The sequence below is a fragment of the uncultured Sneathiella sp. genome (assembly GCF_963976355.1).
Taxonomy (GTDB): domain Bacteria; phylum Pseudomonadota; class Alphaproteobacteria; order Sneathiellales; family Sneathiellaceae; genus Sneathiella.
The window spans coordinates 261,806-282,010 of record NZ_CAXBKA010000001.1; the positions used below are offsets into that span (position 1 = coordinate 261,806).

21 protein-coding genes are annotated in these 20,205 nt (G+C 58.1%); 12 read left to right on the plus strand and 9 right to left on the minus strand.

What is annotated here, in order from left to right; all coding sequences use genetic code 11:
* Positions 1–3: 3 nt before the first annotated feature.
* Genes AAC599_RS01325 through AAC599_RS01355 form a run of 7 tightly spaced genes read left to right on the plus strand, consistent with a single transcriptional unit; the run spans position 4 to position 4,703 of the window.
* On the plus strand, positions 4–780 hold the full coding sequence (locus AAC599_RS01325; RefSeq protein ID WP_340148599.1) for a (Fe-S)-binding protein: 777 nt from the start codon (positions 4–6) through the stop codon (positions 778–780).
* The gene (locus tag AAC599_RS01330; protein ID WP_340148600.1) at positions 780–2,204 is read left to right on the plus strand and encodes a LutB/LldF family L-lactate oxidation iron-sulfur protein; all 1,425 of its coding nucleotides are present in this window, start codon (positions 780–782) and stop codon (positions 2,202–2,204) included. The genes AAC599_RS01325 and AAC599_RS01330 overlap by 1 nt, the downstream gene beginning before the upstream one ends.
* Complete coding sequence (locus AAC599_RS01335; protein ID WP_340148601.1) at positions 2,204–2,884, plus strand: LUD domain-containing protein; 681 nt, start codon at positions 2,204–2,206, stop codon at positions 2,882–2,884. The genes AAC599_RS01330 and AAC599_RS01335 overlap by 1 nt, the downstream gene beginning before the upstream one ends.
* Complete coding sequence (locus tag AAC599_RS01340) at positions 2,874–3,548, plus strand: Smr/MutS family protein (RefSeq protein ID WP_340148602.1); 675 nt, start codon at positions 2,874–2,876, stop codon at positions 3,546–3,548. The genes AAC599_RS01335 and AAC599_RS01340 overlap by 11 nt, the downstream gene beginning before the upstream one ends.
* Before the next feature lie 27 nt (positions 3,549–3,575).
* Positions 3,576–3,941, plus strand: a complete 366-nt coding sequence (locus tag AAC599_RS01345) for a helix-turn-helix domain-containing protein (RefSeq protein WP_340148603.1) — start codon at positions 3,576–3,578, stop codon at positions 3,939–3,941.
* Positions 3,938–4,390 carry an MmcB family DNA repair protein gene (locus tag AAC599_RS01350; RefSeq protein WP_340148604.1) on the plus strand — a complete coding sequence of 151 codons (453 nt, stop codon included), beginning with the start codon at positions 3,938–3,940 and terminating at the stop codon, positions 4,388–4,390. Before AAC599_RS01345 ends, AAC599_RS01350 begins: the two co-directional genes overlap by 4 nt.
* A complete protein-coding gene (locus AAC599_RS01355) occupies positions 4,380–4,703 on the plus strand; it encodes a cupin domain-containing protein (protein WP_340148605.1) in 324 nt (107 codons plus the stop codon). Before AAC599_RS01350 ends, AAC599_RS01355 begins: the two co-directional genes overlap by 11 nt.
* Positions 4,704–5,346: 643 nt before the next feature.
* Here AAC599_RS01355 and rfaD read toward each other — a convergent pair.
* From rfaD to AAC599_RS01390, 7 genes are all read right to left on the minus strand, one after another.
* Entirely contained in the window at positions 5,347–6,339 is a 993-nt protein-coding gene (gene rfaD, locus AAC599_RS01360) for an ADP-glyceromanno-heptose 6-epimerase (protein ID WP_340148606.1), read from the minus strand.
* 1 nt (position 6,340) lies between these two features.
* Positions 6,341–7,816, minus strand: a complete 1,476-nt coding sequence (gene rfaE1 / locus AAC599_RS01365; RefSeq protein ID WP_340148607.1) for a D-glycero-beta-D-manno-heptose-7-phosphate kinase — start codon at positions 7,814–7,816, stop codon at positions 6,341–6,343.
* A gap of 6 nt (positions 7,817–7,822) precedes the next feature.
* Positions 7,823–8,401, minus strand: coding sequence for a D-sedoheptulose 7-phosphate isomerase (locus tag AAC599_RS01370; protein WP_340148608.1), 579 nt, complete (start codon positions 8,399–8,401; stop codon positions 7,823–7,825).
* A gap of 81 nt (positions 8,402–8,482) precedes the next feature.
* Positions 8,483–9,721 carry a glycosyltransferase family 4 protein gene (locus AAC599_RS01375; protein WP_340148609.1) on the minus strand — a complete coding sequence of 413 codons (1,239 nt, stop codon included), beginning with the start codon at positions 9,719–9,721 and terminating at the stop codon, positions 8,483–8,485.
* A 5-nt stretch (positions 9,722–9,726) separates the two neighbouring features.
* A complete protein-coding gene (locus tag AAC599_RS01380; RefSeq protein WP_340148610.1) occupies positions 9,727–10,521 on the minus strand; it encodes a site-specific DNA-methyltransferase in 795 nt (264 codons plus the stop codon).
* 5 nt (positions 10,522–10,526) lie between these two features.
* The gene (locus AAC599_RS01385; RefSeq protein ID WP_340148611.1) at positions 10,527–11,081 is read right to left on the minus strand and encodes an ActR/PrrA/RegA family redox response regulator transcription factor; all 555 of its coding nucleotides are present in this window, start codon (positions 11,079–11,081) and stop codon (positions 10,527–10,529) included.
* A gap of 36 nt (positions 11,082–11,117) precedes the next feature.
* Positions 11,118–12,449: an ActS/PrrB/RegB family redox-sensitive histidine kinase gene (locus tag AAC599_RS01390; RefSeq protein WP_340148612.1), complete on the minus strand. Its 1,332-nt coding sequence runs from the start codon at positions 12,447–12,449 to the stop codon at positions 11,118–11,120.
* Positions 12,450–12,574: 125 nt separating this feature from the next.
* Between AAC599_RS01390 and AAC599_RS01395 the strand changes: the two genes are divergently transcribed.
* Positions 12,575–13,279 carry a lipid-binding SYLF domain-containing protein gene (locus AAC599_RS01395; protein ID WP_340148613.1) on the plus strand — a complete coding sequence of 235 codons (705 nt, stop codon included), beginning with the start codon at positions 12,575–12,577 and terminating at the stop codon, positions 13,277–13,279.
* A 24-nt stretch (positions 13,280–13,303) separates the two neighbouring features.
* On the opposite strand, the gene AAC599_RS01400 is transcribed toward AAC599_RS01395, so the two are convergent.
* Complete coding sequence (locus tag AAC599_RS01400) at positions 13,304–13,852, minus strand: ankyrin repeat domain-containing protein (protein WP_339865779.1); 549 nt, start codon at positions 13,850–13,852, stop codon at positions 13,304–13,306.
* 204 nt (positions 13,853–14,056) lie between these two features.
* On the opposite strand from AAC599_RS01400, the gene phaZ reads away from it, so the two are divergent.
* Genes phaZ through AAC599_RS01420 form a run of 4 tightly spaced genes read left to right on the plus strand, consistent with a single transcriptional unit; the run spans position 14,057 to position 18,053 of the window.
* Positions 14,057–15,622, plus strand: a complete 1,566-nt coding sequence (gene phaZ / locus AAC599_RS01405) for a polyhydroxyalkanoate depolymerase (protein ID WP_340148614.1) — start codon at positions 14,057–14,059, stop codon at positions 15,620–15,622.
* Positions 15,623–15,628: 6 nt separating this feature from the next.
* Entirely contained in the window at positions 15,629–16,078 is a 450-nt protein-coding gene (locus tag AAC599_RS01410) for a YcgN family cysteine cluster protein (RefSeq protein ID WP_293962645.1), read from the plus strand.
* A complete protein-coding gene (locus AAC599_RS01415; protein ID WP_340148615.1) occupies positions 16,071–16,814 on the plus strand; it encodes a SprT family zinc-dependent metalloprotease in 744 nt (247 codons plus the stop codon). Before AAC599_RS01410 ends, AAC599_RS01415 begins: the two co-directional genes overlap by 8 nt.
* 27 nt (positions 16,815–16,841) lie before the next feature.
* The gene (locus AAC599_RS01420; RefSeq protein WP_340148616.1) at positions 16,842–18,053 is read left to right on the plus strand and encodes a multidrug effflux MFS transporter; all 1,212 of its coding nucleotides are present in this window, start codon (positions 16,842–16,844) and stop codon (positions 18,051–18,053) included.
* Between the two features lie 4 nt (positions 18,054–18,057).
* Here AAC599_RS01420 and AAC599_RS01425 read toward each other — a convergent pair whose 3' ends face one another.
* A complete protein-coding gene (locus AAC599_RS01425) occupies positions 18,058–20,184 on the minus strand; it encodes a PBP1A family penicillin-binding protein (RefSeq protein WP_340148617.1) in 2,127 nt (708 codons plus the stop codon).
* Positions 20,185–20,205: the final 21 nt, after the last annotated feature.

Consider the following 20,205-nt stretch of genomic DNA (forward strand, 5'->3'; position numbering starts at 1 on the left):
CAGATGTCCACGCCGGAAAAGAAGAATATGAAAGTGGCCCTTTTTGTTACCTGCCTGGTCGATCTGAACCGTCCGTCCGTGGGGTTTGCGGCGGTCAAGCTGCTGGAGGCGGCTGGTTGCACCATCATGGTGCCGGAAGTGCAGACCTGCTGCGGCCAGATCGCCTATAATTCCGGCGACAAGGAAAGCGCGAAGATAATTGCATCCCAGGTAATCCGCGCCTTTGAGGGCTTTGACTATGTGGTGGCGCCGTCCGGCTCCTGCGCCGGGATGATCCGCTATCATTACAAGGAGCTGTTCGACGGCGACGATACCATGATGGTGGCGGTAGAGGAGCTGTCCGCCCGGACCTATGAGCTTACGTCGTTTCTGCATGATGTCTGCGGATATGCGCCTCGGGATGTGGAGCTTGAAACCTCCCTCACCTATCATGACAGTTGCAGTAGTTTACGTGAAATGAAGGTAAGGGATCAGCCGCGCGCGCTTCTCGGCGGAGTGAAAGGGCTAGAGCTACGTGAGGCGGAGGACCGGGAGGCCTGCTGCGGTTTCGGCGGGACCTTCTGCCTGAAATATTCCGAGATTTCGGAAAAAATGGTCGATACAAAAATTGACAACCTGATTGCAAGCGGCGCGAAAACTCTTGCCGCCGGGGATCTCGGCTGCCTGATGAATATCGCCGGGCGCCTGAAGCGCCGGGGCGCTGACATGAAAGTGCTGCATGTGGCGGAAATCCTCGCCGGGATGGGCGACAAGCCGGGCCTTGGGGAGGGCGGAAACTGATGCAGGTCACCAGCCGTCATTTCAAGAAAGGCGCCCATGAGGCGCTGCATGATGAAAATATCCAGAGCGCCTTTTCCCGGGTGAAGAGCGGTTTTCCGCTCGCCCGCGCGCGCGCCGCGGAGGGATTGCCGGAATTTGAAGGCCTGCGCGACGAAGCGCGGGACCTTAAAAACCATATTCTGGAAAATCTCGATTATTATCTCGAATATTTCGAGGATCAGGTGCTGCTTCAGGGCGGGCGCGTGCATTGGTGCTCAAGCTATACCGAAGCGCGCGATGTCGTCCTTGAAATCTGCAAAGAAGCGAACGCAAAGACGGTAACCAAGGGTAAATCCATGATTACCGAGGAAATGGCCCTCAATGATCATCTGGAGAAAAACGGGATCGAACCGATCGAGACCGACCTTGGCGAATATATCATCCAGCTTGCCCATGAGTATCCGAGCCATATCATCGCCCCGGCGCTGCATAAAACCAAGGAGCAGGTGACCGAGCTTTTCCATGAAAATCACGGAAAATATGGCCTGACCGAGCGGATTACGGACCCGCAGGCGCTGGTGAATGAGGCGCGCCAGGTCCTGCGCGATAAATATGTCGCCGCCGATGTCGGGATTACGGGCGCCAACTTCCTGATTGCCGAGACCGGATCGACGGTGATTGTCACCAATGAGGGCAATGGCGATCTGACCCAGTCCCTGCCCAAAACCCATATCGCGGTTTCCAGTATCGAGAAAGTCGTGCCGACCTTGGAGGATGCGAGCCTGTTCCTCCGCCTGCTGGCCCGCTCCGCGACGGGGCAGGAAATGTCCGTCTATACGACCTTTTCCACCGGTCCGCGGCGGATGGAGGATATCGACGGCCCGGCGAACTTCCATGTGGTGCTGGTCGATAGCGGGCGCAGCGATCTTCTGGGCACGGACAAGCAGGATTTGCTCCGGTGCCTCAAATGCGGGGCCTGCATGAATCATTGCCCGGTTTATCAGGCGGTGGGCGGCCATACCTATGGCTGGGTCTATCCCGGGCCTATCGGCGCGGCGCTCAATCCGCATATGGTCGGGCTGGAGGAGGCGCGGGACCTGCCCAATGCCTCCACTTTCTGCGGCCGGTGCGAAGAAGTCTGCCCGGTGCGCATTCCGCTTCCCAAGATCATGCGGCACTGGCGCGAACAGGCGTTTGAGACCCAGGTGACGCCGAAGCCGGAGCGCTGGGGCATTGGTATCTGGGCCTTTTTTGCAAAACGACCCAAGCTTTACCGCCTTATGACGCGGATCAGCGCCCGCGCCCTGAAAGGGATGGCCGGTAAAAAGGGCGTTATCCGCAAGCTCCCGCTGCTGACCGGCTGGAGTTCCGTTCGCGATTTCCCCGCGCCCGAAGGCCGTACCTTTATGGAACAATGGAAAAAACAGTCGCAGGAGGGGAAGTAATGCCGTCCCGCGACAGAATTTTCGCCCGTATCCGCCATAATCTCGGCCGTGGCCCGCTGGATGAAGCGGCGGCGGGCGCCCTGAAGGCACGGATCGAGGGGCATGCATCGCATACCATTCCGACCCGCACCGACATTTCGCGCGACAAACAGATCGATCTTTTTCAGGAGAAGGCAGAGGCGCTGGCGGCGACGGTGGCGCGGGTTCCCTCGCTCGCGGAGGTGCCGGAGGCGGTGCGCGATTACCTCGCGGCCCATAACCTTCCGACCCGGATCAAGATGTCGCCCGATACGGCGCTCGACGGCCTGCCGTTCGACAAGACACCGATGCTGGAGGTTAGCCGCGGCGCCGCATCACCGGAGGATGAGGTCAGCCTGACCCCGGCCTTTACCGGCATCGCCGAGACGGGGACGCTCTGCATGGCATCGGGACCGGAGACGCCGTCCACCCTCAATTTCCTGCCGGAAAATCATGTGGTGATGATCCGCGAAAGCCAGATTACCGGCACGCTGGAAGATAGCTGGGCACAGCTTCGCGAGAAATTCGGCGCGGGCAACCTGCCGCGCACGGTCAATTTCATCTCCGGCCCGTCGCGCACCGGGGATATCGAGCAGACCCTGATCATGGGCGCGCATGGCCCCCGCCGCCTTCATATCCTTATCGTTGACGATGAAAAATAGGAAGGACAGCCGCCCGCGAGGGCTTTCGGAAAAGGATCGCGACCTCTGGGACCATGTCGCCCGCAATATAGAGCCACTTAAGAGCAACCGGGTTGTCGAGACGGGAAAAGACACCAATATGGTGCCGCCGACGGCGAAGAGTGCCACCAAGATGGTATCTCCTCGCAAGGCCGGAAAGACGGCCTCCCCCCGAAACATGAGCGCGGCGGCAATGGCGAAAGCCATGGAAAACTGGTCAAACGCTTCAATGTCCGGGGAAAACCGTTCGAATTCGCCGACCCCGTCGCGCCGCGAAAATGTGCCGGGGCTGGATCGGCGCAGTGCGGAGCGTCTGCGCAAGGGCAAGATGGAGATTGACGGGCGGATCGACCTGCACGGGCTGACGCGGGCCGAGGCGCACCGGCGGCTCCGGCGCTTTGTCACAGCGGCGCAAATTCAGGGGAAGCGTTGCGTCCTTGTGATCACCGGCAAGGGGTCGTCAAAACAGAAAACCGAGGATGCGCCTTTCATGGCGCCGGAGAAAACCGGAATCCTGCGCGAGGCCGTGCCGAAATGGCTGACGGCGCCGGATTTGCGGCATCTGGTTATTGACATCCGCGCCGCACAGCCGAAACATGGGGGCAGCGGCGCGCTCTATGTCCTGCTGAGGCGGAGCCGTCAATGAGAAGAACAAGCGGATAAGGACAGTTTCATGACCCCCTTTGGCCTTCGGGTGCGCAGCTTGCGGAAAAGTCGCGGGATTACACTCAAAAAAATGGCAGCCGACCTTGCCATCAGTGCCGCTTATCTCTCGGCGCTGGAACATGGCCATCGCGGCCGCCCGTCCTGGTCGCTGGTCGCGCAAATCTGCGAATATTTCAATATCATCTGGGACGAGGCGGAGGAATTGCAGCGTCTCGCCTCCCTCTCCCATCCGAAAGTCACGGTGGATACCAGCGGGCTCAACCCGACGGCAACGGAATTTGCCAATCTGCTGGCCCATGAAATCCGCAAAGTCCCCGAGGCACGGCTGAGAGAGATGCTGAATTATCTCAAGAATATTTCGGGGCGGCGATGAGTGAGGCAAGATCCGACAAGGGCACGCGCCTTGCGCGCGGGGTGCAGCTCCTCCTCCATCAGATGGGCTATGACAGCCTGACCGAGGTCAAGCTGCGCATCCGCCGCCGGGTCGATGTGATGGGAATTAACGACAAGGGGCGGATTATCGTGGTCGAGGTGAAATCCGGCCCCGCTGACTTCCGCGTTGATGAGAAATGGACCGATTATCTGGAATTCTGCGACGAGTTTTATTTCGCCGTCGATACGGATTTCCCGCAAGACCTGCTGCCCGAGGCGCAAGGGCTGATTGTCGCCGATAATTTTGGCGGGGCGATCCTGCGCGCCTCCGCCGATTTCAACCTCAATGCGGCCCGGCGGCGTAATGTCACACTCCGGTTTGCGCGGATTGCCGCCCGCCGCCTGCTTGATTTCGAAAACCCGATGAAGGAGAAGTTCAATGTGTTCTGAAACCCCCGACGGCACGGCCCTCCCCAGCGTTTTTATCGACAATGCCCGCACCCGCGTGACCGAATGGCGGTTCAAAAAGCGCGGCGATGCAACCGGATGGCATACCCATCAATATGACTATGTCGTTGTCCCGCTGTTCGACGGTTTTCTCGATATCGAGCTGCCCGACGGCACCCGCACCCGCAACGAGCTGAAAACCGGCGTCCCCTATTTCCGCGAGACCGGCGTGGAACACAACGTTCTCAACGGCAACGACTTCGAATGCGCCTTTATCGAGGTGGAATTCCTAACGCCCCAACCGAAGGGGTTTTAGGGAACCGAAAATCATTTGTTTTTTGCCGATTTGCGTGGTTGAAAAAACAGAGATTCTATACACGCATTGATTCCCTGACGTTATTTGTTGCGTTTGAGCAACCAGAGTGCAGTTTTTTATTAACCATAATATTTCGGAATTGTCATTAAACCGCCGTATTCAGCGACATCTCGCTATCACCAAAATTTTAGCTACTAGATGTGGTATTTTTGCGGTTGACTCCAATAAATCACATCGACATCATCCTAGGCTGATGAGGGAATCAAAAAACCCGCCGAGAGGTCGCCAAACGACTCGACGGGTTTGAAATTCTCGCACCCGCACTCCAATAACTAGATACCGGAGCGGGACAAGACTTCGTAGAGACTTCATCTTTTCACAAGTCAGAATCTTGGTCAACCGGTATCTATTTTTATATAGAAAGGAAACCAAGATATGGTTTTTGAGACTTTCCGAGATACATCCTATGAGTGGCGTTGGCGTTTGCGAGCGGCAAATTATAGGATTATCGCAGTATCAGGCGAAGGTTATCACAATAAAACAGATTGTTTGCACGCAATCAGCCTTGTTAAAGGCTCAACAAATACCCCAATAAGGGATACTTAAGCAACTAGTCCCGGCTAAGAAATTGGTCGGGACTTTTTCACCTATACGGGTCGTCTTTTGCGAGATAGTTGGTGACGTAGTCGCTGATGCCGTCTTCCAGGCTGTGGAAATTGCCGCCGAAGCCGCATGATCGGAGTTTCTGCATATTGGCTTCGGTAAAATACTGGTATTTGTCGCGAATTTCGACCGGGGTGTCGATATAGTTGATCTTTTCCGGCTTGTTCGCGGCCTTGAAGGTGGCGGCGGCGAGGTCCTTGAAGCTTCTCGCCTTGCCGGTGCCGAGGTTGAACAGCCCGGAGACCGATCCGTTATCGAGCAGCCAGAGCACCACATCGACGCAATCCTTCACATAGACGAAATCGCGGAGCTGTCCGCCGTCCTCATAATCGGGATTGTGGGACTTGAAGAGGGTAACCGCCTCCCCGGCGGCGATTTTCGGGTAACTCTGGGCAATGACGCTTTTCATCCCGCCTTTGTGATATTCATTCGGGCCATAGACATTAAAAAATTTGAGCCCCGCCCATTGCGGCGGCGTCATGGCGCCACGGGCAATCTCCCGGGCGATGAATTTGTCGATGGCATGCTTGCTCCAGCCATAGAGATTAAGCGGTTGCAGCGTCGCGAGCACGGCTTCGCTCTCGTTATCGTCAAACCCGGCGGCGCCGTTGCCATAGGTCGCGGCGGAGGAGGCGAAGATAAAGGGCGTGGCGTTTTCCGTCGCGAACCGCCAGAGATTGCGCGTCGGATTGAAGTTGCGTTTCAGGATCAGATCGCCGTCCGTCTCGGTCGTTGCGGAAATCGCGCCCATATGGATGATGGCGCGCAGGCGACTGTCATTCTTGTGAAGCCAGCTTTCGAGGTTATCCGGATCGACAAATTCGGAGACGACGGATTTCGCGATATTCTTCCATTTCTCGCCCTGCTCCAGCCAGTCGCAGATGACGATCTTCTCGCCTCGTTCCGAGAGGGCCGCAACGATATTGGAGCCGATGAAGCCCGCGCCGCCGGTGACCAGGATCAGATTTCCCATCTTAAGCCTCTTTTTGGGCGGCGAGCAGCCGCTCTATGGTGCCGGTGGTGCTGAACCCCTGTTTCAGCGTGGCGAGATGAACCCGCCCGCCGTATGCCTGAACGATATCGGCGCCGACAACGGTTTCCACGGTGTAATCCGCGCCCTTGATGAGGACGTCGGGCTTGATTTCCTCGATCAGCCTGATCGGCGTATCCTCGGCGAAGGGGATGACGAGATCGACATCGGAAAGGCTGGCGAGCACGATGGCGCGGGAATTCTCATTGGTGACTGGCCGTCCTTCGCCCTTCAGGCGGCGGATGCTGGCATCGGTATTGAGCCCGACGATCAGCCGGTCGCATTCGCCGCGCGCCTGGCTCATCAGGGAAATATGCCCCGGATGCACGAGATCGAAGCAGCCGTTGGTAAAGCCGACGGTCAGTCCGCGGCTGCGCCAGTTGGAAACCCTGTCCAGCGCGTCCTTGAGGCTGGTGATCTTGGAGTCGAGCCCGCTCAGCTCAAGGCTGTGCAGGGCGTTTTTCATGTCCGCCTTGGTCACCGCCGCCGTCCCGGACTTGGAGACCGCAATCCCGCCCGCAAGGTTGGCGATGCGCGCCGCCTCCTCCAGGGAGGCCCCGGCGGCAAGCGCAAGGGAAAGGGCGGCAATCACGCTGTCGCCGGCGCCGGACACATCGAAAACCTCCTGCGCCTCGGCGCGGATATGATGCGCCTCTGTTGCCGTGATCAGGCTCATGCCGGCCTCGGACCGGGTGACGAGAAAGGCGGAAATGCCGGTTTCCTTGATGACGGCGCGGGCCGCCGCCTCGACTTCCCGGTTTGTGCCGCAGGGCATGCCGCTCGCTGCGATCATCTCCTTGCGGTTCGGGGTCAGCAGGGTGACGCCCGCATAGCGGCTGAAATCCCGGGATTTCGGATCGGCGATGACGGGGATATTCTTCTCGCGCGCCGCCGAAATCACCTGCCGCAGCACGGTATCGGAGAGGACGCCTTTTGCGTAATCGGAAAGAACGAGGATATCCGCCGACTGAATGGCATCCTGAAAGGTTTTGAGAACCATGCCGGCGGTTTTCGGCTGCAGTTGGTGCGTCGCTTCATGATCGCTCCGGAGGAGTTGTTGTCCGTCAGCGATGAAGCGTGTCTTCACCGTAGTCGGTCGACCGACTGATTTTACAAGATACGGCGTAATGGCGCTCTGGTTGCTGAAAATCCGTTCGATTTCGGTACCTTCCGCATCCTCGCCAATGACGGAGATAAGCCCCGCCCGCGCGCCGAGCGAGGTGATGTTCCGCCCGACATTGCCCGCCCCGCCCAGCATCTGCGACTGATGGGTAATATTGAGGATCGGGATCGGGGCTTCGGGGGAAATACGCCCGGCGCTGCCATAGACGAAGCGGTCCAGCATGATATCGCCGAGCACCAGAACGTTAATCTTGGAGGTGTTGTCCAGTATGGTCAGCAGGGAGGAACGGTTTTCCATGGGGGCTCACACCAGTTTCAGGGATTTTTCGAGGGCGCCGCAGAGCATATGGCCGAGGGTGATATGCATTTCCTGTATCCGCCGGGTGGACTGTGCGGGCACGATCAGCGAGACATCGGCAAGGTCTGGCATCTTGCCGCCGTCCCGGCCGGTAAAGGCATTGGTGACGAGCCCTTTTTTGCGGGCCATTTCAAGGGCTTTCACAATATTCGGGCTGGTGCCGGAGGTGGAAATACCGACTGCGACATCGCCCGCGCGACCGAGCGCGTCGATCTGGCGGGCGAAAACTTCATCGAAGCCGAGATCATTGGCTCCCGCGGTCAGCGCCGAAGTGTCGGTATTCAGTGCGATGGCGGCGATGGGTTTGCGATCCTCGACAAAGCGGATGACAAGCTCCGCCGCGAGGTGCTGGGCATCTGCGGCGCTGCCGCCGTTGCCGAAAAACAGGATCTTGTTGCCGCCTTCGATGGCGGTGATCCAGCAGGTGAGCATTTCCTGAAACGACGGGCCGAGCGCGGCGCGGGTTTTGGCCAGAACCTCGCCATGATCTTCCAGTTCGTCGTTAAAATAGTCTCGCGGGTCCAAATTGCATCGCCCTGAATGTAAGAGGTGTATTGGTCATAGTATAATCTGGCGGCCCCTGCAAATACGGAGTTGGTGTGGCCGTCAATTCGCCGCCTTTTCCCGGGGTGGCAGGCGGCCCGCGGCGACATCTTCTATCAGATGGAGCTGACGCGGCAGCATTTTCTTCAAGGCATATCTGTCGGTGGCGGTTTTCCGCGCGGCATCGCGGATATCCTGAAGCTCGGAGACATTGTCCAGCACCTCTTCAATCTGGGCGGCAAGAGCCTCGGGATCATGAAACGGCGCGAGGAAGCCGTTGACACCCGGGCGGATAATCTCGCGGACGGGCGCCGTATCGGACCCGACGACAAGCCCGCCGCAGGCAAGGCTTTCAATCAGGGACCAGCTCAGAACGAAGGGCACGGTGAGATAGGCGCGGACAGTGGAAAACTGCAGGACCTTCACATATTCCGAATAGGGAAGCGGCCCGGTGAAATGAAGTCTTTCTGGATCGGGCTTGAGCTCCGCCACCATGCGCTTGCCCCAGCTTTCCCCTTCCGGCAGCTGCTTGCCATAGGCGACGCGGTCCTCCCCCACCACCAGGACATGCAAATTCGGCCGCTGTTTCATCAGAAGGGCTGCGGCGCGCATGAATTCCGGAAACCCGCGGTACGGCTCCATCCCGCGCGTGGCATAGGTGAGAATTTCCCCGGCATGGCTGAGGTCCAGATTGCCGATTTTCGCGGGCGCATCCGGATTCGGCCTGAAATAATCCGTATCCACCCCGTCATGAAGGACCGACAGCTTCGAATGAAAAATGGCGGGAATCTGCGAGAGTTGAAACCCCGTCGGCACCTGCCCCCAGTCGCAGGTCGCCATATCCATCAACAGCGGCATGTTCTTGCTGTGGATACGGGCGGTGTCGTCATGGCCGATGGCGGCCGGATCGAGGAAGTCGGCATCGGATCCGCGCGCGTGATAATACCATTCGAAATAGCTGAGCAGCCGCGCTTTGGGGAAGACTTCCTTCACATAGAGGCTGTTTCCCCATCCGGAGTGGGCGCAGATGATATCCGGCACGAAGCCTTTCTGCTTCAGATCGAGGCAGGTACGAAAGACGGCCTGACCGTTGAGAACCGCCGATTCCACGGAGCGGAGATAATGATGGGTTTCCGCCTTGGCGTCGCGATGCGGCTTGTAGAGAATATTTCGAACGCCGGGAATGGCTGTTGGCGCCCGGTGCGAGGCGAACACCACGCGGTTATTCTTGTCGGCGGCCAGATGGCGCGCGACATGGCGATACTGCGCCGGGAAATTATTGTGCAGAAACAATATGTTCATTGAATTTAAAGCGGATCCTTCGGCAAATCCATCGATTGTCGCGCGGCCCGCGGATCAGTGCTGTCAAAGGACGAGAAAGGCGCTTTCAGGCGGGTTTCGGCCATGCTTATATAATCCGGATTAACCTCGATGCCAATGGCCTTGCGGCCAAGGACCGCGGCCACCCGCGCCGTCGTTCCACTGCCGAGAAAGGGATCGAGAACGGTATCGCCCGCATTGGAGGAGGCCTTGATCACCCGTTCCAGCAGGGCTTCCGGCTTTTGTGTGGGATGCGGCAGGCGCTCGGCCGCGCAATAATGCACATGGCTGAATTGCCAGACATCGCCGGGGTTGGCCCCCGCCATATTGTTGCGCTTGCGATAGTATTTCTGTGGCACCCGCACGTCATCGAGGTTAAAGCACGCCTCATTCCCTTTTGAAAACCAGAGAATATCCTCATGGCGCGGGGAAAAGCCGCGCTTGCGCCCCATGCCTTGCGTGTAATGCCAGGTGATCCAGCCCTGCGGCGTCAGCTCAAACGTCTCTTCCAGCATCAGATAGAGCCGGGCGATGAACTTGACCCCCATAAAACAATAGAGCGATCCGCCGGGTTTCAGGAGGCGCACGGCCTCGTTAAGCCAGTCCCGGGTGAAAGCCTGATATTCTTCCCGGTCCTTGAGGTCGATATTGTTGCCATAGTTCTTGCCGAGATTATAGGGCGGGTCCGCCACGATCAGATCGATGCTCTTAGCGGGCATTTTCGCCATTTCCGCCGTTGCATCGCCGCAGATCAGAATGGGTTTAGGGGTTTCCTGATCCATAAAATCTATTGCGGGGAGCGTTTTGCCATGATGCGCTGTAGCGTGCGCCGGTGCATGTTGAGCCGCCGCGCCGTCTCGGACACATTGTGATCGCACAGCTCATAGACGCGCTGGATATGTTCCCACCGGACGCGATCGGCGGACATCGGGTTCTCCGGCGGTGGCGGCGTGGCGCCCTTGTCGGCGAGCAGGGCATTGGCGATATCCTCGACATTGGCGGGCTTGGCGAGGTAATCGATGGCCCCCGCCTTCACCGCCGCCACCGCAGAGGCGATGTTGCCATAGCCGGTCAGCATGACAATGCTCGCGTCCTTGTTGACATTGCGGATGGTTTCCACCACTTCGAGGCCGTTTCCATCCTGAAGCCGGAGATCGACGACGGCATAGGCGGGCGAAACTTCCGCTGCCCGCTTCTTTCCCTCTTCCACCGAACTGGCCAGCGTTGGCGTAAACCCCTTGCGTTCCAGCGACCGGCCAAGTCGGTTCAGGAAAATCTCGTCATCATCAACAATCAGCAGAGTTTTTGTCTCGTCCATATCCCGGTCTTTATTATTGTTCACGCTCAATCACCTGCAACATCAAGATTAGCATACTTTTTAATTACTAAAAGGATCAGATTTTTCGAGCCTTTGGCGCGCCCAAAGGATTTCCACGACAGCGCCGCCGCCCGACCGGTTGCTGAAGCTGAGCTCGCCGCCGCTCCGCTTGATCAGCATGTCGGCGATAAAGACACCGAGGCCCATGCCGCCCTTGCCACGGCGGCTGGACATATAGGGCTCCCCCAGCCGGCTGAGAATTTCTTCCGAGATGCCGGGGCCGTCGTCCCGGATCTCCACCCGGACCAGGCTCTCGTTCCAGTAAAGATCAATGGTGACTTTGCTGGTCGCGAACTCGGCGGCGTTGCTGAGCAGGTTGCCAAGGCCGTGACGCAGTTCCGGGCTGAGGTACAGGCGCGGAATGTCGGACATGTCGCCTTCCGTCTGGATGGTGAATTCCTTGCCGCTGTCCTTGTATTTCTCCGTGATCAGGGTGAAGAGATTGTCGAGCGCGACAAAGTTGTGATGGGCGGTGCCCTGGATGAACCGCTCGGTTTCCGGCCCCTTGGAGAGCTGCGCCAGAACCTCCGCGCATTTTTTCGCCTGATTGTGCAGCAGCGCGGCATCGTCGGCGGCATCGCTTCCGGCGGGTAGCGCCTGCGCCAGTTCCTCGGAGACCAGCAGGATGGTGTTGAGCGGGGTGCCAAGCTCATGGGCGGCGGCAGCGGCGATCCCGCCGACAGCGGAAAGCTGCTGCTCGCGCGCGAGTTCCGCCCGAGCTACGGTGAGCGCATCGGTCATTTTCCGGGAATCCGCTGCGATCAGCCAGGCATAGCCGGAGAGAAATGCGGTTCCGAGCACAAGCGCCGCCCAGAGGGCGAGAATATAGGTATCCGACAGCACCAGTGAGCTCTCGGGAAGCGGCAGCGGTTCATAAAAGAGCGCCAGGACGGAAATACAGACAAGGGTTACGAGACCGAGGAAAAACGTTCCCTGCCGGGACAGGTTCGTGGCCGAAATGGTGACCGGCACCAGAAACAACACCGAAAAAGGGTTTGTCAGGCCGCCGGTGAAATACAGAAGCCCGGCGAGTTGCAGGATGTCATAAAAAAGATAGAGGATGGCGCCGCGGTTCGGCAGCCGCGCCGACGGCTTCCGGCTGAAACTGACCAGCAGATTGAGGATGGCGCTCGCGCTGATCAGCAGGGCAACCGGCAACAGTGGTAACTCATAGCCGAAAAAGACCAAAACGATGATAACGGTCAGCGCCTGACCCAGAACCGCGAGCCAGCGAATATACACCAATGTTTCCAGCCGCATACCCGGCGCGGTCTGGTTGATCTCATCTGCCTGGTCTTCAAGTGAGTCCGGCTCACCTATTTTTTTGGCCATATTCAAGGGAACTTTCGCATCCGCCTTTTTTTCTGAAGAAATTTCGACATATTAATGCCATCATTAACCACATATTTTAATGCAGTATCCCGTTTTCCAACGATTAGTCAAAAAGGATTGAGAAGATGCAGAAGACAATCAGGGCGAGCCGTCGAACCTTCCTGTCGCTTGTGGCCGCAGGCGCTCTGCTCATGGGCTCGGGCAACCTTGCCTCCGCGGGGGAGGCGCAGGACCAGATGGTGGAAAAAGCGAAGTTCACCGTTATGGATATGACCAAAAGATCGGAAATGGGTGAGTTCCGCAAGCTGCTGGCGGTTGCCAAGGGCGTTATCGTTTTCCCGCAGGTCCTGAAGGCCGGTTTCTTTCTTGGCGGTGCAGGGGGCGGCGGTGTGCTGCTCGGTAAGGATGAGGCCGGAAACTGGTCTTCCCCGGCATTCTACAAAATGGGCCAGGGTAGCATCGGCCTGCAATTCGGCGCCCAGGTGAATGAACTTGTGCTGGTCATCATGACCGACAAGGCGTTGCAGGCAATCATCAACAACCAGGTCAAGCTCGGCGGTGACCTGTCGGCAGCGGTTGGCCCGGTCGGAACGACTCTTGGGGCGTCCACCACCACAAACCTGAAGGTTGACGTATTCTCTTTCGCGATTTCCAAAGGCCTCTTTATCGGGGCGTCCGTGGAAGGCTCGATCCTGACCTCGAATGCGGAAGGCAATCAGTCCTATTATGGACAGTCGGTCACATCCCAGCAGATTGTGATCGATAGGATGGTCTCCAATCCGCAGGCCGATGGATTACGCTCAGCACTGGTTGCCGCTGAAGCGGAATAAGACCTCAGGCCGTTTCTGATACGATCAGGAATTTGCCTCCGAGAGAAGGCGCACGACATCGGAATGACGGTTTTGCTGGGCATGCTCCAGCGCCGTCCTTCCCGTAAAGTCAGTCCGGTCCGCCGTGGCGCCCTTTTCAAGCAACAGCTTTGCCACCTCATAATGACCGGTCTTCGCCGCCTTGATCAGGGCGGTCTCTCCCTGCCGGTTTTCCTCATCCAGTTTTGACCCCGCCTCTATAAGGATAACGGCGACAGCCGTCGAACCATAGGCGGCCGCCTGCATCAGGGCTGTATTGCCAAGCGGATCGGCCAGGTCAATCCGTGCTCCGTGGCGCAGCAGGGTTCGGACGGTCTTCGTAACACCGGCGATGGCGGCATGGTGCAGAAGCGGGACTTTCTTCAGATCCCGGATATTCGGATTATTTCCGTTTAGAAGAAAGGTTTCGACCGCCGCGGAATCCCCGTGAGCCGCGCTCCGGAAGACCGGATCCTCGCCAAGCAACGACGATTGGGCGAATGCCGAAGGTGACATCAGAAGAATCAGGAATAAAACCGACCAAAAAACCCGCATGAAAAATGTCCCTAATCCGCTGTCATGTGTGAGATTCCACACAAAATTGAGGGTAAATATTAATCAATTATCTGTATTTTCGCAAAAAATACTGACATGGCCGCAGATTTTCCTATATCATGTTGCAGTGCAGCGAACTTTTGCGCAGATAAACAATAACAAGACCCATGTGAAAAGGGCCTTGTCAAATTAGGAGAGTACAACGTGCTTTACCAATTTAACGAAATGCAGAAATTGGCGCTTTCCCCAGTCCGTATGGCCGCACAAATTTACTCTCAGGTCCTGAGGAATCCGTTCAACCCGATCTCCGATACGCCGCAGGCACAGACCCTTGCCGCGAGCTTTGATCTCTTCTCGGAAACGACGCAATATCACGGAAAACCGGCCTTTGATATTACATCCACCAATATTGACATGCGCACCGTCGCTGTGACGGAAGAGATTTTGCACCGCAAAAGCTTCTGCCAGCTCAAGCACTTCAAACGGGATACGAAGCGAAAAGATCCCAAGCTCCTGATCGTGGCGCCGATGTCCGGGCATTTCGCGACATTGCTGCGCGGGACGGTCGAAACAATGCTGCCGAACCATGATGTCTATGTTACGGACTGGCGCGATGCGGCGAATGTCCCGGTGTATGAGGGTCGATTCGATCTGGATGACTATATCGACTATGTCATCGAGTATCTTGAGATTCTCGGTCCGGAAACCCATGTCATGGCCGTTTGTCAGCCCGGCGTGCCGGTTCTCGCGGCTGTTGCCCTGATGTCGGAAGACAATAACCCGAATACACCGCCGTCCGTTACCCTGATGGGCAGTCCGATTGATACCCGCCGCCATCCGACAGAGCCGTGCAAACTGGCAATGAACCACTCCATCGAGTGGTTTGAACATACGGTGATCAACCATGTGCCGATCGGCTATCCGGGTGCGTTTCGGCGTGTCTATCCCGGCTTTCTGCAACTCAGCGGCTTTGTCAGCATGAATTTCGGCCGTCATATGGAGGCCCATGTGAAGCAGTTCGATCATCTTGTGCAGGGCGATGGCGATAGCGCGGATAAGCATCGCGCCTTCTATGCGGAATATAACGCGGTCATGGACCTGACGGCGGAATTCTATCTTCAGACGATCGAAACCGTGTTTCAGAAACAGTCCCTGGCCAAGGGCGAGATGATGTATCGCGGCGACCGCCCGGTACGCACTGATCTCATCAAGAAAACCGCGATTATGACGGTGGAGGGCGAGCTCGATGACATCTCCGGTATCGGCCAGACGGTTGCCGCCCATGACATCTGCACGGGCCTGCCGGAAAGCCTGAAAACCCATTATGAGCAAAAGGGTGTCGGTCATTACGGCGTGTTTAACGGTAGCAAGTTCAGAAGCGAAATTGCCCCGCGGATCAGCGATTTCATCCTCAATCACGAGCCCAGGAACCGTATCCGTCTCTCCCTTGTTCCGAAGGAAACGAAAGAGGGGGGCGAAAAGCCTGCGCCCGCAAAGGCGGCGATCTCCGCCAAAGCGGCGGTAAAAGAGGCGCCGAAAAAACCGGCGACAAAAGTGACGGCCAAACCCGCTGCGAAAAAAGCACCGGTGCGGACGGCGGCCAAAAAGTCGGCGGTGAAGAAAGCTCCGGCAGTGCGCAAAACAACACCCAAGACAATGGCGGAAAAAACAGCTACGGTCAGCTCAGCCGCGCCCCTGAAGGCGCAGAAATCGCCGACCAGAGCCAAAACAATGGCAAAGACACGGCGGAAACTGACAAAAAAGGCTTAAGCTGGTGTGAGTGAACGACCGTTTTGGGAGACCGTGGCCCTTGAGGACATGACGTCCGAGCAGTGGGAATCCCTCTGTGACGGCTGTGCCAAATGTTGTCTTCTCAAGCTCGAAGACGAAGATACCCTTGAACTTGCCTATACCGATGTGGCGTGCCGCCTGCTCGACCTCGGGACCTGTGCCTGCACGCGCTATCCGGAAAGGTCGCGCCTTGTGCCTGATTGTGTCACCATAACCCCGGACATTATCCCGAAGTTGCACTGGATGCCGAAAACCTGCGGTTACCGCCTCCTGTCGGAAGGCAAGCCCCTGCCCTGGTGGCATCCGCTGGTCTCCGGCGATCCGGAAACCGTTCATCAGGCGGGTATTTCCGTGCGCGGGCGGGTGATTTCGGAACGCCGGGCGGGGGATCTGGAAGATCATATCGTTGACTGGCCGGATGAAGACATTGACTGAGAACGCGGCGCCGCTGTTGGTGACGGGCCCGCCGCCCTATCTTGCCTACGACGGGCGGAAAATTCCCATCGAGATATCGCGCCCTGTCCGTTCAGCCCGGATCAAGGTCCGCATCGATCCCCGGCGCGGTATTGTCCTGCTGCTGCCGAAACGCGCTTCCCTCAAGGCCGGGTTGAATTTCCTGAAGCAGGAAATTGACTGGATTACAAGTAATATCAACAAGTTACCATCCGCCGTTCCGTTTCGCGATGGCGCCATGCTGCCGGTTCTGGGCCGGATGCACCGGATTACCCATGTCCCGGAGCAGCGCGGTTTCGTCTGGGCGGAGGACGGGCGCATCTATGTCGCGGGCGCCGCCGAGCATCTGCCGCGCCGGGTAAAGGATTGGACCCGCAAGATGGCGAAGACGGAAATCAGCGTCTGGGCCGCCGACTATGCCGATAAGATCGATGTCCGCTACAGCGGTATCACCCTGCGCGACCAGATTTCCCGCTGGGGCAGCTGTTCCTCCACGGGAAAGCTGAATTTTTCCTGGCGCCTGCTGCTCATGCCGGAGGAGGTGATGAGCTACATCGTCGCCCATGAGGTGGCGCATCTTCGGCATATGAACCATTCCTCCGACTTCTGGCAGCTGGTGGATGAGCTTCACCCCACGGTCGCCCCGGCGAAGAAATGGCTGAAATCCCACGGGGCGGAGCTACATAAATATGGCGTTGAGAGAAGAGACGGGGTATGACAGGGGGCCCTCTGTAGAAAGCCTCTCATGAAACGACTCGCCCCTTCTTCAGTTACCTTCACCTTCTATCTCGCGGCGGCCGTTGCGCTCGGGCCGCTGTCGACGGATATGTATCTGCCGACATTCCCCCAGCTGGCGGCCTTTTTCAACGCGACCCCGGCGGAGGTTCAGCTTACCCTCAGCATCTTTACCTTCGGGATTGGCGGGTGCCAGCTGATCTACGGGCCGCTCACCGACCGGTTCGGGCGAAAGCCGGTCATTCTGGGGGGATTGCTGATTTATGTGCTGGCAAGCCTCGCCTGCGTGGTGGCGGTCAATATCGATCAGCTCGTGATCTCACGGTTTTTCCAGGCCCTTGGCGCCTGTGCAGCGATGGTGGTGCCGCGCGCCATGGTCCGTGATCTTTTTGCCCGGGAACAGGCGGCCCGGCAACTTTCCCGTATGGGAACAATCATGGGGCTCGCGCCCGCCATTGCCCCGGTGATCGGTGGCTATATCGTGGTTTTCTATGGCTGGCAGTCGATCTTTTTCGTTCTCGGGCTGTTCGGTTTCACCATGGCGCTGATCACGGTCTTCCTGGTGGATGAGTCGCTGAAAGTCAAAGACCTGAACGCCATTCGTCCGCGCCATATTGTCCGCAATTATTCGGATTTGATCCGCCATCGGGAGTTTCTGGGCTATGCCCTGACCGGCGGCTTCTGTTTTGGTGGCCTGTTCTCCTTTATCTCGGGCTCGCCGCTCGTCCTGATCGAGGTGTTCGGGGTCGCCGCCGATAACTTCGGCTATTTTTTCGGGATCGTGGTTCTCGGTTATATGGCCGGAACCCTGCTCGGGCCCTATGTCACCAAAAGCCGGGGGCTTTCCTTCTCCGTCGGGATCGGAACGGTGATTTGCGCCCTTGGCGGGGTGGCGATGCTAGCCGCCGCCTGGGGCGGGCTGCATAGCGTTTCGGCCGTCGTTATCCCGATGATTGTCTACACCCTCGGCCTCGGGGTTGTGCTGCCGCAGTCTCAGGCCGGCGCCATGGCGCCTTTTCCGGAAAAGGCGGGTTCTGCCTCGGCCCTGATGGGGTTTTTGATGCTGGGATTTGCCGCGCTGCTCGGATTCCTGGTCGCCTATTTCTATGACGGAACCGAGATGGCGATGGTCACGTCCATTGGCCTGATGGGCATTGGCTCCGCCCTTATCTTCCGTCTGACGGCGAGCGGATCAACGGAAGAGCACTGGGAAGAAAACTAGCGGCTCAGGGCATTTGCCGCTGTTTCTCCAGATAGTCGAAAGAATCCTTCTTTTCCGGTATCTTGAGATTGTCCGATACCGGCGCGCCGCCGCCGCTGCTCTGGGACGCGGAGTTCCGGTTTGAAAAGGCGTTGACGATCCTATCCCAGATGCTGTCGGTCGATTTTTCCTCTTCCAGCTGGTTAAAGGCCACCGCATGGGAGGTTTCCGAATGGGTGATGAAGTCCTTCCAGGTAATAGCGGGCAGGTTACTGCCGTTGACCCGCTTGGTGGCGGACCCGTCATCATTGCCGAACCAGACCCCGGCAACCAGATCCGGCGTAAAGCCGATGAACCAGGCATCGCGGTAGTCCTGCGTCGTGCCCGTCTTGCCCGCGGCGGCGAAGCCCGGGTTCGCGGCCTTGCCCGTGCCCCACTGGATTGTTGCCGACATGACATCCTGCATCTTGTTGATGGTGGCGGCGCTGATCACCTTCCCCTGACCGGAGGTCTGGCGCTGATACAGGACCGGGCCGTCCTTTTCGCGGATCTGGAGAACGCCATAGGGAAGCACCGTCGTACCGCCATTGGCGATCACCGCATGGGCGGCCGTCATCTCCAGAAGGGAGACTTCATAGGTGCCAAGTGAAATCGACGGATGCAGTGGAAAATTCCCGGTCAGGCCCAGGTTTTTCGCCATTCCCGCGACCTTGTCGCGGCCGACCTGCTCGGTCACCTTCACGGCGACGGTGTTGATGGAACGGGCAAAAGCCTCGCGCAGGCTCATGGCGCCGTTATATTTGTTGGTGTAGTTATTCGGTTGCCAGCCGTCGATATTGATCGGGCTGTCATTGAAGATGTCGTCGGGGGCAAGGCCGTTTTCAAAGCCGGCAAGATAGACAACTGTCTTGAAAACCGACCCGGGCTGCCGCCGGGCAACTGTCGCCCGGTTATAGACCGACTCCGAATAGGCCCGCCCGCCGACCATTGCCTTCACCGCGCCCGTGGGAGACATGGCGACGAACGCCCCCTGACTCACATCCATGGCGGTGCCTTCCGCCTTCAGCCGCGCTTCGATCGCGCGTTCCGCATCCGCCTGCATCTCAAGATCAAGGGTTGTGGTAATCACCAAATCCTTGCCGGTCCGTCCGATATAGGCCTGTACCTCGCTGACCACCCAGTCGGCATAATACCGGACATTGCGAAAATCCTGGCTGGCATTCACCAGAACCGCTGGATTGGCGCGGATTTTCTCTGCTTCCTCCGGCGTGAGATAGTCTTCCACTACCATGCGGTTGAGGACAACGCTGGCCCGATCCTGCGCGCGCTCGAGGTTGCGGGTAGGCGCATAGTAGGACGGGGCCTTCAAAAGGCCTGCCAGCATCGCCGCCTCGGCCATTGTCATTTCCGGCGCCGGTTTTGAGAAATATTTCCGGGTTGCGGCGTCGATGCCGTAGGTACCGGAGCCGAAATAGACGCGATTGAGATAGAGCGCGAGGATTTCATCCTTCGAATATTCCGCTTCCAGCCAGAAGGCGAGCAGGGTTTCGCGGATTTTCCGGCCCAAAGTACGCTCCGGCGTCAGGAACAGGTTCTTGGCGAGCTGCTGGGTGACGGTACTGCCGCCCTGAACCACGCGGCCAGCTTCATAGTTCCGCCAGGCGGCGCGGACGAGGCTAACCGGGTTCAGGCCGAAATGATCATAGAAATGGCTGTCTTCCGTCGCGAGGACGGCCTGTTTGATGTTTTCCGGGATATCCTCGATCGGGAGCATGTCGCCATAAAGATCGCCATAGGTGGAATATCGGATGCCATCGGCGGTTTGCAGGACCATGGAGGGGCGCTTCTCGATCACGCCAATCCCGGAAATATCCGGAAGCGTATAGGCGAAATATCCGAGAAACAGGCCGCCCAGCAGCAGGCACCATAAAGCAACCGCGCCGCCCCAGTTGAGAATTGGCGTCAAAATGCCGGAATTGCGCCGTGACTTGCGTTTTCCCTTGGCAGTGCGCCGGGCCGGGCTCTGCCGGGAGGCGGCCTTTGCCGTGCTCTTCTTCTTTCTCGGCGCGGGTTTGGGACGTTGCGGATAGCCTGCCGTTCCTGACGTTGAAGCCGACGACTTGCCGCCTGATCCCTTTGATGCCTTCTTCATAATCGAACTCGATTGCTACTC